Source organism: Jeotgalibacillus terrae, assembly GCF_016908195.1.
In the GTDB taxonomy this organism is placed as follows: Bacteria; Bacillota; Bacilli; order Bacillales; family Jeotgalibacillaceae; genus Jeotgalibacillus; species Jeotgalibacillus terrae.
Genome location: NZ_JAFBDK010000011.1, coordinates 1 through 12966, shown reverse-complemented (window position 1 = coordinate 12966; position 12966 = coordinate 1). Strand labels below are relative to the sequence as shown.

The 12966-nt window shown below is 40.5% G+C and carries 14 protein-coding genes; 8 read left to right on the top strand and 6 right to left on the bottom strand.

All coding sequences use genetic code 11. The features are described from left to right. Positions 1–292 precede the first annotated feature (292 nt). The 3 genes from mecA (at position 293) to pepF (ending at position 4089) form a co-directional block, all read left to right on the top strand. Entirely contained in the window at positions 293–949 is a 657-nt protein-coding gene (gene mecA / locus JOD21_RS11915) for an adaptor protein MecA (RefSeq protein WP_204729844.1), read from the top strand. Positions 950–1015: 66 nt separating this feature from the next. Further along, a complete protein-coding gene (locus JOD21_RS11910) occupies positions 1016–2209 on the top strand; it encodes a competence protein CoiA (protein WP_204729843.1) in 1194 nt (397 codons plus the stop codon). A 62-nt stretch (positions 2210–2271) separates the two neighbouring features. Further along, complete coding sequence (gene pepF, locus JOD21_RS11905) at positions 2272–4089, top strand: oligoendopeptidase F (RefSeq protein ID WP_204729842.1); 1818 nt, start codon at positions 2272–2274, stop codon at positions 4087–4089. Between the two features lie 47 nt (positions 4090–4136). Here the strand turns inward: pepF and JOD21_RS11900 are convergent, their stop codons facing one another. The 5 genes from JOD21_RS11900 to JOD21_RS11880 all read right to left on the bottom strand — a co-directional run bounded on the left by JOD21_RS11900 (position 4137) and on the right by JOD21_RS11880 (position 7123). Further along, positions 4137–4310, bottom strand: a complete 174-nt coding sequence (locus JOD21_RS11900) for a hypothetical protein (protein ID WP_204729841.1) — start codon at positions 4308–4310, stop codon at positions 4137–4139. A gap of 212 nt (positions 4311–4522) precedes the next feature. Continuing rightward, on the bottom strand, positions 4523–5383 hold the full coding sequence (locus JOD21_RS11895; protein ID WP_204729840.1) for a ClpXP adapter SpxH family protein: 861 nt from the start codon (positions 5381–5383) through the stop codon (positions 4523–4525). Then, positions 5380–5778: a globin domain-containing protein gene (locus tag JOD21_RS11890; protein ID WP_204729839.1), complete on the bottom strand. Its 399-nt coding sequence runs from the start codon at positions 5776–5778 to the stop codon at positions 5380–5382. Before JOD21_RS11890 ends, JOD21_RS11895 begins: the two co-directional genes overlap by 4 nt. Positions 5779–5900: 122 nt before the next feature. Then, complete coding sequence (locus JOD21_RS19485) at positions 5901–6533, bottom strand: lytic transglycosylase domain-containing protein (RefSeq protein ID WP_204729838.1); 633 nt, start codon at positions 6531–6533, stop codon at positions 5901–5903. Beyond that, the gene (locus JOD21_RS11880; RefSeq protein ID WP_204729837.1) at positions 6530–7123 is read right to left on the bottom strand and encodes a CYTH domain-containing protein; all 594 of its coding nucleotides are present in this window, start codon (positions 7121–7123) and stop codon (positions 6530–6532) included. Before JOD21_RS11880 ends, JOD21_RS19485 begins: the two co-directional genes overlap by 4 nt. A 152-nt stretch (positions 7124–7275) precedes the next feature. Here JOD21_RS11880 and yjbM point away from each other — a divergent pair, with 152 nt between their 5' ends. The 3 genes from yjbM to JOD21_RS11865 are packed head-to-tail and all read left to right on the top strand — an operon-like array spanning position 7276 to position 9642. Then, positions 7276–7935, top strand: coding sequence for a GTP diphosphokinase (gene yjbM / locus JOD21_RS11875; RefSeq protein WP_380269144.1), 660 nt, complete (start codon positions 7276–7278; stop codon positions 7933–7935). A gap of 11 nt (positions 7936–7946) precedes the next feature. Beyond that, positions 7947–8741 carry an NAD kinase gene (locus JOD21_RS11870; RefSeq protein WP_039808459.1) on the top strand — a complete coding sequence of 265 codons (795 nt, stop codon included), beginning with the start codon at positions 7947–7949 and terminating at the stop codon, positions 8739–8741. Then, on the top strand, positions 8719–9642 hold the full coding sequence (locus JOD21_RS11865) for an RluA family pseudouridine synthase (RefSeq protein WP_239581567.1): 924 nt from the start codon (positions 8719–8721) through the stop codon (positions 9640–9642). Before JOD21_RS11870 ends, JOD21_RS11865 begins: the two co-directional genes overlap by 23 nt. Before the next feature lie 3 nt (positions 9643–9645). Here the strand turns inward: JOD21_RS11865 and prpE are convergent, their stop codons facing one another. Further along, positions 9646–10389 carry a bis(5'-nucleosyl)-tetraphosphatase PrpE gene (gene prpE, locus JOD21_RS11860; RefSeq protein WP_204729835.1) on the bottom strand — a complete coding sequence of 248 codons (744 nt, stop codon included), beginning with the start codon at positions 10387–10389 and terminating at the stop codon, positions 9646–9648. A gap of 172 nt (positions 10390–10561) precedes the next feature. Here prpE and mgtE point away from each other — a divergent pair, with 172 nt between their 5' ends. Together mgtE and fabI are read left to right on the top strand one after the other, a co-directional pair. Next, positions 10562–11935, top strand: a complete 1374-nt coding sequence (gene mgtE, locus JOD21_RS11855) for a magnesium transporter (RefSeq protein WP_204729834.1) — start codon at positions 10562–10564, stop codon at positions 11933–11935. A gap of 141 nt (positions 11936–12076) precedes the next feature. Beyond that, positions 12077–12850, top strand: coding sequence for an enoyl-ACP reductase FabI (gene fabI / locus JOD21_RS11850; RefSeq protein WP_204729833.1), 774 nt, complete (start codon positions 12077–12079; stop codon positions 12848–12850). The last annotated feature ends 116 nt before the right edge of the window (positions 12851–12966 follow it).

The window sequence follows — 12966 nt, the reverse complement described above, 5'->3', positions numbered from 1 at the left end:
ACTTGTCCGTTTTTTAGTAACAGGACAAGTCTTTTTGTATAATTGGGGATAATTATATAAGATTCTCCCAAGACATTTCAATAAGCTTCACTGCTTGAAATAATTGAGGGAATAGTCTACACTCAAATGACAATCTGTTAAATAATTAGACGCCATATAATTTCCCTTTATGGCAGAATTATCATACAATATAAGAGTAGAAAGATCACCCTATTCTTTGAGTTCGATTGTACTACCTATGACTAGGGGGGAGATTCCCTTCATCCAACACATAGGAAGGGAGAGTTGAAAGATGGAAATAGAACGCATTAACGATCATACCGTAAAATTTTATATTTCCTATGGGGATATAGAAGACAGAGGATTTGACAGAGAAGAAATCTGGTATAACCGGGATAAAAGTGAAGAACTCTTCTGGGAAATGATGGATGAAGTTCATCAGGAAGAAGATTTCACTGTTGAAGGTCCACTTTGGATTCAGGTTCAGGCACTGGAAAAAGGTCTTGAGATACTTGTGACAAAAGCACAGGTAACGAAAGACGGACAGAAGTTCGATCTGCCGATGCAGGATGACAAAAATGGACCGGGGTTATCTAACCAGATTGAAGATTATCTCGATCAGCATTTTGACATGGAAGATGAACAACAGGATGAAATGGAAATGAAACTAGTCCTTCGTTTTCAGGATTTTGAAGATGTTATTGCTCTTTCAAAAAGATTGATTCAGGAAGATCGCCTGATGACTAAGCTGTTTTCTTATGAAAATCAATATTACCTATATAGTGATTTCCCTGAGAACCAGTTTGAAGAAGACGACTACGAAAACATTTCAAGCCTGCTGTTTGAGTATGGTAAGGCAACAAGTGTTACAGTCCACCGTCTTGAAGAGTATGGTAAAGTCATTATGAATGATCAGGTTTTTAAACAGGTGAACGAATACTTCAATTAATTTATTACAGCTGTACTGCTGTTTCTCTTGAGAAACAGCAGTACAGTTTTTTAAGAGGAGGAACAAATGTTAATTGCCGAAACTTTTGATGGTGAAGTTAAATCACTGTACTCAAGAATACATAACAGTTCTTATGTGCAGTCACTGCGTCATCTGCCTCTCAGATGTCCCGCCTGTAAATCTCCTGTCCTGGTTAAATCAGGACCCAAAGTTATTCCACATTTTGCACACAAATCTAAAGTACATTGCTCAGGTTTTTCAGAATCTGAATCAAGTCTCCACCTGCTGGCCAAGACAAGGCTGAACGACTGGCTATCATCGCAGTCGTGTACAACTGAGCTTGAGAAAACTTACACCCGTATTAACAGACGCACTGATATCAGTGTAAGGTTTAATTCAGTCGAGTATGCTTTTGAATTTCAGTGTTCTCCTGTTTCAAGTGAAACAGTGCAGCAACGATCTATGGATTACAGAAAAATCGGAGTCATCCCATTTTGGCTTGTGCCTACTGTAATAGCTGAGCATTCAAAGTTAATCAAACTAACATCTTTTCAGCAGCAATTTATCAGGTATTCACAGGTGAAAAATCAATACTATCTCATCACTTACTCCCCGGAAAAAAGATTATTTACCATCCTTCATCACCTTATTCCTCTAAGTAGATCACTCTTTTATACTGACCAGACAAGCTTCCCGCAGCACATACTATCTTTTCCGCACTTTCCTTTGGAGACATTTGAAGCAGCGCATCGTCATTATCACTTGCACCTGAAAATGAATGAGAAATGGATGTTGAACGTATTTAAGTACCGCAAAAGTTTCAAAGATCCGCTCCTCAAAAGAATATATACTGCAAAATCCTCTTTATTTTCACTGCCTCCCTGGGTTGGACTATTTCTAAAATCCAATATTTTTTATTCAGTTCCCCCTATGGAATGGCAGGCCTATTTATATCTGTATATGAAACAAACAGGCACCTTTACTTCCTTACAATTAGTTGCAGAACTGAAGAGCCTGATCCGTCATCAGTGTATTCATTTAAGAATCCTGCATGAAAATTTCCCATCAGACTTTGTCAGGTCATCTGTTGAGGAGCTGCTTCATCTATTAACAATATGTTCGATCATTAATACAAATGGAGAGTTTTATAAATTGGCGGAACCTGAATCTGAAATATCCGTACAAAACAGAGATGAAAAATTAAAACACTTTCATCGCTTATATAAGGAAATAATCATACAGGAATATAATAGAAGATAGTTGCAACTTATTTAAAAAAGAGAGAAAATAAAGAAAGTTCGAGTAATGATAGGAGGAACAAAATGTCTAGTCAAACTGTAAAGAAGTTAAAAGAAAGAAATGAAGTCCCTGAGGAACTCACGTGGAATTTAGAAGCGATCTTCTCTGATGATGAATCATGGCACAGTGAATATAAAGAAATATTAGCTGAATCAAAAAAAGCTGCAGATTTCAAAGGTACACTTGGTAATAGCGCAGATACTTTTTATCAGGCTTTAAAGTTCCAGGATTCAGTAATGGAACGTCTTGAAAGGCTATATACATATTCACATATGCGTCACGATCAGGATACAGGTAATGCTACTTATCAGGGAATGGATGACCGCGCTAAAAGCCTGGTGTCACAGGTGAGCAGTGCTTTTGCATTCATGATGCCCGAAATATTAGCGATTGAAGAAGAAAAAATCCACCAGTTTCTTCAGGAAAAACCTGAATTAAAAACGTATGAGCATTCACTCGAAGTATTGAATGCCCAGCGCCCGCACGTACTGACAGCAGAAATGGAAGCACTGCTTGCAGAAGCGTCAGAAGTTCTGAACGGTTCTGCCAATACGTTTGGTACATTAAATAATGCTGACCTGACTTTTCCGACAGTAAAAGATGAGAACGGGGAAGAGGTGGAAGTCACGCACGGAAGATTTATTAACTTTCTTGAAAGCGGTGACCAGCGCGTTAGACGTGATGCGTTCAAAGCTGTTTATGAAACGTATGGACAGTTTCGTAATACGTTTGCATCTACATTAGGTGGACAGATTAAGAAAGATAACTTCTCTGCAAAAGTTAGAAATTACCGTTCTGCCCGTCATGCAGCACTTTCAAATAACAGTATTCCTGAAGATGTATATGAAAATCTTGTAGGAACAGTTAACAAGAACCTGCACCTTCTTCACCGCTATGTCAAACTGCGTAAAAAGGTGCTTGGCCTTGAAGAACTGCACATGTATGACCTATATACGCCATTAGTAAAAGATGCTGCGATGAAGGTCAGTTATGATGAAGCAAAACAGATGATGACAGACGGATTGCAGCCACTTGGTGATGAATATCTGAAAGTTGTCAATGAAGGTTTATCAAACAGATGGGTTGATGTTGAGGAAAATAAGGGGAAGAGAAGCGGTGCATATTCTTCGGGTGCATTTGGTACAAATCCTTATATTCTCATGAACTGGCAGGATAATGTAAATAACCTTTTCACACTCGCGCATGAATTTGGCCACAGTGTACACAGCTATTACTCAAGAGGCAATCAGCCTTATCATGACAGCGGATACTCAATTTTTGTAGCTGAGGTAGCTTCAACATGTAATGAAGCGCTCTTAAATGATCATCTGCTGAAAACAATCGATGATGAAAAGAAGAGGCTCTATATTCTGAATCATTTCCTTGAAGGCTTCAGAGGGACTGTTTTCAGACAGACAATGTTTGCTGAATTTGAACATAAAATTCACCAGATGGCACAGGATGGTGAAGCGCTGACAGCAGATTCACTGACAAAAGAGTACTATGCGCTGAATAAAAAGTACTTCGGTGATGAATTAATTGTAGATGAAGAAATTGGACTTGAGTGGGCAAGAATTCCTCACTTCTATTATAATTACTATGTATATCAGTATGCGACAGGCTACAGTGCAGCTACGGCACTCAGCAAGAAGATTCTTGATGAGGGAGAGCCTGCAGTTGAAAAATACATTAATGAATTCCTCAAAGCAGGGAGCTCTGATTATCCAATCGAAGTGCTGAAAAAAGCTGGCGTTGATATGACAAGTGCAGAGCCAATTGAAGAGGCATGTAAGGTATTTGAAGAAAAGCTCAATGAAATGGAAGCATTGCTGGATAAATAAACGAAGTTGCAAAAGACCAGGCTGGAGCAGCATGCTCCAGCCTGACTTTATTTTCCTTTAAATCTTCTTGGCTGATAAAATGTCCATAAAAATGCAGTAATCGCTGCAAATAGCATGATTGAAGATAACGTAACCGGATAAATTTCCATTAAAGCAAACAGGTGATAAATAAAGGCAGAAGGAATTAATACGATCAGCAAAACCAGCCGGATATATTTCATCTCATGTGCCTCCTGATGCTTCAGTATATGAAGTTCACTGAAATTTAAAACCTTGCAGCTTGTCACACTTGTAAATACATGATAAGATAGGGGTGTGAAATTGATCACATACAAACATATACCCCTTTGTTTGACCGTGAAAAATTTCTCCCATCCCCTTTGTTCGTAAGAAAAGGCCCTCACTTTGTGAGGGCCTTTTCGTTATGAAAAAATTAGAATATATAACGCCAAAACGTACCGTTACCGGCTTCAATCTTTTCGATTTTTTTATTAAACATTAATTTCTTTAAACGTTTTTCTGCTTCTTTCATTGAAATGTCATAAACTTCTGCCACTTCAACGGTTGCGGCAATTTTAAAACGCATCAAAAATTCTTCGATAGCAGGAAGTTCTTTTTTAGGAGGTTTTTCTTCTAACATCTGTTCAACAATCTGAGAATAAATTTCATAGGGATAAAGACCATCCACTTTGATTCCTTCATCTTCAATATTTTCATTAAAGAAAACAAGTGTTGGTGTACTGTGTACATCCATTTCACTAGCGATTTTAACATCACACTGAAATGCTTTAGAAGCCGTGGCCGAGTGCATATCATGTGTGAATTCATCGATATCAAGTCTGGATTTTTCAGCACATGTTAATAATACATCAAAATCCGAAATGTTTTTCTGCTCAACAAACAACTGCTCCTGGATCGATCTTAAGAATCGGCTGCCAGCTTTCTTACCCTGCATTTCAGCTGCTTTTACAGCGACTGAAGCAAGAAAGGGTGATTCAACAGGGTTTTTAATCCATTGGCTGCCATCGCACGGCATACCTGACTTTATCGCTGTTTCATTCCAGCTTTTAGCAAGCTCCTTACGTTGTTTCTCAGTATGACAGTTAAGTGTATCAAGGCTGCTGCTGAGGATATGCTTAATTCGGAGATAAGGTTCATATTCCAGCAGAAGCTTTTTGATCTTCGGCTCCAGCGCCCAGCAATCTGAGCTTAGTGGATCGATAAATAAATAGATTTCAAGTGGCCTTTGTTCCTGGCTGTACCAGCTTGCATCTGTCCATTTTTTTGCGCTCAATCTGAATCACCTTCACGATCAGGTGTGTTCACCATATGCTTTGCTGTCAGAGAAAGACGATAATAAAGCGCATCTCTGAATTCTCCTTCTAATCCGGTTTCATCCATTGCAGCATCCATGCAGCTGAGCCATGCTTTAGCACGACTCGGTGTAATTTCATGAGGGAGGTGTCTCGCTCTCATCATCGGGTGCCCATGCTCTTCAGTATATAGCTGAGGCCCTCCCAGGTATTGTGTAAGAAACTGCTTTTGTTTTCGTGCAGTTTCAGTCAGGTCATCAGGAAAGATTGGTTTCAGTTCGGGGTGGTTACCGACTTTGGTATAAAAAGCGTGTATGAGTTCAGTCAATTTATCCTCACCAATGAAATCGTATGGTGTTCTAGTCTGTTCAGTCATAATAAAACCCCTTTACGCTCGTAGTTCGAATGTATAACTATTGTAGCAACAGGGGTTTTATTTCTCAAATACTTCGCTTAAGGGCATATAAAAAAGGCTGGACGTCCCAGCCTTCGTTCTGTTTACCCCAGATAAGTATCCATTACTTTCCGTACATAGTTCGTTGTTTCTTTAAATGGCGGAATACCATTATATTTGTCTACATTGCCCGGACCCGCATTATAGGCAGCAAGGGCCAGCTTTGGATCCTGGTTGTATTTGTTCAGCATATCACGAAGATATTTAACGCCGCCCTGCACATTTTCTGCAGGGTCAAAAATATTTTTGACACCAAGCCACTTTGCTGTGCCTGGCATTAGCTGCATCAGCCCTGAAGCACCTGCGTGGCTCACTGCTTCGGGATTAAAATTAGATTCGTGCTGAATCACTGATCTTACCAGTTTCTCAGGAACATTGTATTTCTCGGCAGCATCCTTAATGATCTGATCAATTGGCTGTGAGGCACTGTTTTTTGGCTGAAGTGTCTGTGCAGTTGTTTCAATAGGTGATTGCACAGCAGAAGGCATCATGGAAAGCGTATTCTGGAGCTTATGCTGTTCTACAAGTCCTGCTACAGAACCCAGTTGATTAGGATTTACTTCCATGCTTTGCTGCATCATCTGAAAGAAATTCTGACTGCTTGGTTCAGGGTTTTGAGCGCCGAGTGTCCGCATGGCCTGGAGTTGCATTAATTTATTAATTGAATCAATATTCATGAGTTTCCTCCTTCACGATTTTGCATGAGGCGGGCTTTATAGAACCGTTTAATCTTATTATCGGTTTCTCTTACCGGAATTTTGTAGGCCGTTAGTAGGGAGAGAAAGTTTTCTTTCCCTTCATCATGTGAAGTTACCTCGTACTCAAGCTCATAATCTTCAACTCCAAGATAAGAACTGTGATCAAGCACAAGCAATCCGTTCTTATAGGGTGTTTCAGATCTGTTTGTCTGAAGGGAACCAAAGTGAACGATCTCCTTTGGGGAAATATTCATCAGTTCAAGCATCCCGGCAATTTCTCCGCCAATAAGCCCCCCGCCCGAGAGCATATCTTCAAGGTCGATTGAAGACACAGGCTGATGTGTTTCAAGGAGGCCTTCTTCAACAGGCTGTTTTAATGTGAGTGTCAGCTTACCATCTTTTTCGCGAACACGCAGTGCTGAACGTGCTTCTTTCAGCTGAAAAAGCGGGGTATCAAAGTAATGATTGGTCTGACTTACCGGCGAATCCATATCAAATGCTGTATAGAGATCGTGATACTCTTTTTTAGTCAGCATATTTTTAAATTCGATTTCAAGCTCCTGAGGCATGGTCACCGCTCCTTTAATTTCATACTCATATTATGGATGCTTTAAGCTGAAACTTCAATGGAAAGGTGAAAGCAGAGGGTCTCTGTGATAAAATGTAAAGGCAACTGGCGAACTGAAAAACCTGAGTTAGACAAACTGACGGGGTGATGCTGATGAAATGGGAAACATTTCTTGAGCCTTATAAACAGGCTGTAGACGAACTGAAAATAAAATTAAAAGGTATGAGAACACAGTTTCAACTCGAACAGACTCATTCTCCAATTGAATTTGTAACCGGTCGGGTTAAACCGATTGCAAGCATTGTTGATAAAGCCAGAGAGAAGAACATCTCAGAGGATCAATTCACCCAGCTGGCTTATCAGATACAGGACATTGCGGGTGTAAGAATGATGTGTCAGTTTGTAGACGATATTGAGAAAGTGGTTAAACTGCTGAGAAAGCGGAAAGACTTTATGATTGTTGAGGAAAAGGATTATATTTCCCATAAAAAATCAAGCGGTTACCGGTCTTACCATGTCGTAATTGAATACCCTGTTCAGACAATTAATGGGGAAAGAAAAATTCTCGCTGAAATTCAGATCAGGACACTTGCGATGAATTTCTGGGCAACAATCGAGCATTCATTGAATTATAAGTATCAGGGGCAGTTTCCTGAAGATATTCAAAACAGATTGCAGCGCGCTGCAGAAGCAGCTTTCCGTCTTGATGAGGAAATGTCTGAGATCAGAGAAGAGATACAGGAAGCACAGGCGTTTTTCCAGAAGAAAAAAGAAACAGGGAACAGAGAGAAAGATAACAGGAAGAACACTTAAGGAGGGATCATATGAAATTTGCGATCACATCAAAAGGGGATGCCAAATCTAACGCCCTGATGCATAAAATGCGCACATACTTAAAGGACTTTAATCTCGAATATGATGAAAAAGAGCCTGAAATTGTGATTTCAGTTGGTGGAGACGGTACGCTGCTGTATGCATTTCACCGCTACAGTTCACGTCTTTCCAAAACCGCATTTGTTGGTGTACATACCGGCCACCTCGGCTTCTACGCTGACTGGGTGCCTGATGAAATAGAAAAGCTTGTTATCGCAATCGCAAAAACCCCTTATCAGATTATTGAATATCCCTTAATGGAAGCAATCATCCGTTATAAAAATGGTGGGAGGGAAACACGTTACCTTGCACTGAATGAATCTACAGTTAAAAGTGTAGACGGAACACTGGTCATGGATGTCGAGATCAGGGGTCAGCACTTTGAAGTATTCAGAGGAGACGGGCTGTGTCTGTCAACGCCATCAGGATCCACCGCTTATAATAAGGCACTTGGCGGGGCGATTATCCACCCTTCACTGCCATCCATTCAGCTTGCAGAGATGGCCTCCATTAATAACAGAGTGTTCAGAACGGTAGGATCTCCACTGATTATGCCCGCTCACCACACTTGTATGTTGAAGCCAGTTAACCGGTCAGACTTTATGATTACAATTGATCATCTGACGCTCGTCCATAAAGACGTAAAGTCTATTCAGTACCGTGTTGCGGATGAAAAAATCAGGTTTGCAAGGTTCAGACCGTTCCCATTCTGGAAAAGGGTACATGACTCATTTATTGATGGATAAGCGTTTAATGATGGAGTGGACTGTTGAATCAGATCATCATGGGCTGCTGTTGCGGGATTTTATTGGATTAAAAGGTATTTCCAAAAGGGGTCTGACAGCTATTAAATATGATGGCGGAGGAATTTTTCTGAATGGGGAAGAGGTGACCGTCAGAAGAAAAGTGCAGAGTGGTGATGTGATCAGCATTTACTTTCCCCCAGAAACAAGAAGCAGTTCACTGATCTCTGAAAATACCGGTCTTCAGGTGCTTTACGAAGATAAGTGGCTGATTGCTGTGAATAAGCCTGCCGGAATGAATACCATCCCATCAAGAGGTGCACCAAAAGGATCGCTCGCAAACGCTTTGGCAGGATATTACGATCATCATCAGATTGAAGCAGGTATCCATATTGCCACAAGACTTGATAAAGATACATCTGGTGTCGTTCTTGCAGCAAAGTATGCACATATTCATCATCTGCTTAGTGAGATGCAGAAGAAAAATGGGATCAACCGGGAATATCATGCAATTGCTGAAGGTCAAATCATAGAGAATGAAGGTACAATTGACCAGCCGATCTCACGTGATCCATCAAGTATCATTACAAGACTTGTAGACACGGAAGGGCGGAGGGCAGTTACACATTATAAAAAAATCGGGACTGGATGTAACCATACAATGCTTTCCCTCACACTTGAAACCGGGAGGACTCACCAGATCAGGGTGCATACTTCATGGCTTGGTCATCCGCTGGCGGGAGATGATTTGTATGGCGGCAGCTGTACATTTATTAGCAGGCAGGCGCTTCACTGTCACAGACTGACTTTCACGCACCCGGTAACAAATCAGAACCTGGATATTATGTCTGAGGTGCCTGAGGATATCTATCATTTGATTAAAAAAACTGGCATGAATGGTTAGCATTCATGCCAGTTCATTGTCTCTGAACTTTTCAGGATTATACGTCATTGAAGATGGGACGGAAACAGTCTCCATTTCAGGGTATCTGAGGGCAGTCAGCTTATTGCCGAAAACTGCACCTGTATCAATGTTAACAGTTCTGTGTTTGAATCTTGCTTCGTGTACAGGGGTATGGCCATATACGATCCATGGCTTCCCGCTGTAGTGCTGGGCCCAGTCTTTTCTGACCGGCATTCCTTTTTCGTTTTTTTCTCCGGTAATGTCACCGTACAGAACAAATACGGTCACACGTTTGTTAAAACGACCTATATCTTCTTCCCTGATCCCGGCATGTGCAATGACAAGGCGCTTATGGTCAAGTACGTGATAGAGTGGTGCTGATTCGTAAAGGGATATAAACTGATTTGTCACTTCTTTTCTTTCTTTATCTGATAACAAATCAAGCTCAGCGGCAGTGGTTTCAAGTCCATGAACCAGTTTAACCTGATTGCCTTTTAAATAACGGTAGAGCTTATTACAGTGATTACCGGGTACATAAAAGGCATGATGCTTATTTACTAATTGATAAACATCTTTTATGACTTGTATTGAATCCGGACCTCTGTCGGTCAGATCCCCTACAAATCCAAGCTTTCGTCCTTCAGGGTGAACGGGTAATCCGGTTTCCCAGGAATAACCGAGCTTCTTAGTTAACATAACCCATTCATGATGACACCCGTGAATATCTCCAATTATGTCGATTTTCATATCGGCCTCCCAATAAGAATAAAGTATGATTGATTTTTAGAAGAAAAAACGCTATCAATAATAAAGTGAAATTAAAGTGCTTCATCATCTCTTATTATTTCACAGTTTACCACCAATGCCGTTAAAATATCACTTAGAGATATTATGTTGAAATGAAAGGAGTGTAGATTAAATGGCTGAACAGGAACTCGAAAAAGAAACTGTAATCGATGAGGAATTTTTAATCAGGTCACTTGAAAAAAATGAATTTGATGTATTCAGAGATGAATATTTTAATCTGCACCCCTATGATCGTGCACAATTTTATTTCCGGCTTGAACCAGAACTCCGTGTGAAAATATATGAATATTTATCTCCTGAAGAAATGGGAGAAATTATTGAAAATATTGAAGCAGATGATGAGGATTACGAACCGCTATTTGCAGAAATGAATGCGCAATATGCAGCTGATACATTATCCAATATGTATACAGATGATGCAGTCGATGTTTTAAATGAGTTAAATAAAGACCAGGCTGCAAGCTACTTAACAATAATGGATCAGGAATCGGCAGAAGAAATTAAAAACCTCCTTCATTACGAGGAATATACAGCCGGTTCCATTATGACAACAGAATTTATTTCAATCCCTGAACACTCAACTGTACGTTCAGCGATGGCCATTTTAAGAAACAAAGCACCTGATGCTGAAACGATCTATTACACATTTGTGATTAATGAGGATAGAAAACTTGTCGGCGTTGTTTCATTAAGGGATCTGATTACTTCTGAAGAGGACAGGCTCATAAAGGAAATCATGTCTGACAGGGTCGTATCGGTTTCTGTCAGTGAAGACCAGGAGAATGTTGCAAGAATGATGAAAGACTATGATTTCCTTGCACTGCCGGTAGTGGATTTCCAGCAGCATTTGCTTGGGATCATCACAGTCGATGATATTATTGATGTCCTTGATGAAGAAGCATCTGATGATTACTCTAAGCTTGCCGGGGTCTCAGACATGGATTCCCGTGACCGGACACCGCTCAGAGCAGCGAGAAAAAGGCTGCCATGGCTGATCGCACTGCTGTTTTTAGGAATGATGACAGCGAACTTAATCGGCAGTTTTGAAGATACACTTGAGCAGGTAGCAATACTTGCTGTATTTATTCCGCTTATTGCAGGAATGGCTGGTAACACTGGCACCCAGGCGCTTGCAGTTGCTGTCAGAAGTATTGCGACAGGCGATATTAATGACGAAAGTAAAACAAAGCTGATTTTAAGAGAAGCAGGAACCGGCCTGATTACAGGAACGATCTGCGGCATTCTCGTGGTCGGCATTGTATATGTATGGTATGATTCATTTTTCCTTGGGCTGCTTGTCGGTTTCTCAATCTTTGCTTCACTGATCGTTGCTACACTTGCAGGCTCTCTTGTGCCGCTTATTATGCACAAGTTCAATATTGACCCGGCTGTAGCATCAGGTCCGTTCATTACCACAATTAATGACATCATCAGTATACTGATTTACTTTGGAATCGCTACAACATTTATGAGTTATCTGACTTAAATTCGCTGTAACTGCCACTAGTTTTAAGAATCGGAGATGGACGTGTTTCCGGTTCTTTATTTAATCATATTGCTTATATAGAATAATATGTGTTAAGTTAGTATCAGGTACTAATAACTTGTTCTAAACAAGGAGGACAAAATGAGCTTATCACTAAAAGGAAAAACAATTGTTGTAATGGGTGTTGCGAATAAAAGAAGTATTGCATGGGGAATTGCAAAATCGCTTGATGAAGCGGGAGCTAATCTGATTTTTACATATGCAGGAGAGCGCTTTGAAAAGCCTGTCCGTGATCTTGTCAGTACATTAAATGGTCAGCACGAACTGATCCTTCCATGTGATATCACGAATGATGAAGAAATAAAATCATGCTTTGAAACCATTAAAGAACATGCCGGTACAATTCATGGCTTTGCACACTGTATCGCATTTGCTGCTAAAGAAGATCTACAGGGTGATTATATGAATACAAACCGTGATAATTTCCTGCTTGCGCACAACATCAGCGCATATTCACTGACAGCTGTTGCAAAAGAAGCGCGTCCATTGATGACAGAAGGCGGAAGCATTGTCACACTCACTTATCTTGGAGGTGAGCGCATCCTGCCTAACTACAACGTAATGGGTGTAGCTAAAGCTTCACTTGAAGCCAGTGTCCGTTACCTTGCCGGAGACCTTGGAAAAGATAATATCCGTGTGAATTCAATCTCTGCAGGTCCGATCAGAACCCTTTCAGCAAAAGGAATTAATGACTTTAACTCAATCTTGAAAGAAATTGAAGAAAAAGCGCCGCTCAAAAGAAATACAACACCTGAAGAAGTAGGAGACACAGCCGCGTTCCTTTTCAGCGACTATTCAAGAGGAATGACAGGAGAAAACCTCCACGTCGACTCAGGTTACCATATCACGGGATAAGAAAAAGATCGGTCAGCTCATTGATATGCTCCCTCCATAGTAGACAGAGAAATAATAAAAATTCTCTACTACTATGAAGGGGGCATTTTTGTGTCTAAAAGGACGACTGGCCATAC

What these genes read in the sequence shown, in the direction of transcription:
- JOD21_RS11865 (WP_239581567.1), top strand. Translation starts at nt 8,719, where the DNA reads ATGACTCATTTATTGATGGATAAGCGTTTAATGATGGAGTGGACTGTT.
- mgtE (WP_204729834.1), top strand. Translation starts at nt 10,562, where the DNA reads ATGGCTGAACAGGAACTCGAAAAAGAAACTGTAATCGATGAGGAATTT.
- mecA (WP_204729844.1), top strand. Translation starts at nt 293, where the DNA reads ATGGAAATAGAACGCATTAACGATCATACCGTAAAATTTTATATTTCC.
- JOD21_RS11900 (WP_204729841.1), bottom strand. Translation starts at nt 4,310, where the DNA reads ATGAAATATATCCGGCTGGTTTTGCTGATCGTATTAATTCCTTCTGCC.
- prpE (WP_204729835.1), bottom strand. Translation starts at nt 10,389, where the DNA reads ATGAAAATCGACATAATTGGAGATATTCACGGGTGTCATCATGAATGG.
- JOD21_RS11910 (WP_204729843.1), top strand. Translation starts at nt 1,016, where the DNA reads ATGTTAATTGCCGAAACTTTTGATGGTGAAGTTAAATCACTGTACTCA.
- JOD21_RS19485 (WP_204729838.1), bottom strand. Translation starts at nt 6,533, where the DNA reads ATGAATATTGATTCAATTAATAAATTAATGCAACTCCAGGCCATGCGG.
- yjbM (WP_380269144.1), top strand. Translation starts at nt 7,276, where the DNA reads ATGAAATGGGAAACATTTCTTGAGCCTTATAAACAGGCTGTAGACGAA.
- JOD21_RS11870 (WP_039808459.1), top strand. Translation starts at nt 7,947, where the DNA reads ATGAAATTTGCGATCACATCAAAAGGGGATGCCAAATCTAACGCCCTG.
- fabI (WP_204729833.1), top strand. Translation starts at nt 12,077, where the DNA reads ATGAGCTTATCACTAAAAGGAAAAACAATTGTTGTAATGGGTGTTGCG.
- JOD21_RS11880 (WP_204729837.1), bottom strand. Translation starts at nt 7,123, where the DNA reads ATGCCTCAGGAGCTTGAAATCGAATTTAAAAATATGCTGACTAAAAAA.
- pepF (WP_204729842.1), top strand. Translation starts at nt 2,272, where the DNA reads ATGTCTAGTCAAACTGTAAAGAAGTTAAAAGAAAGAAATGAAGTCCCT.
- JOD21_RS11890 (WP_204729839.1), bottom strand. Translation starts at nt 5,778, where the DNA reads ATGACTGAACAGACTAGAACACCATACGATTTCATTGGTGAGGATAAA.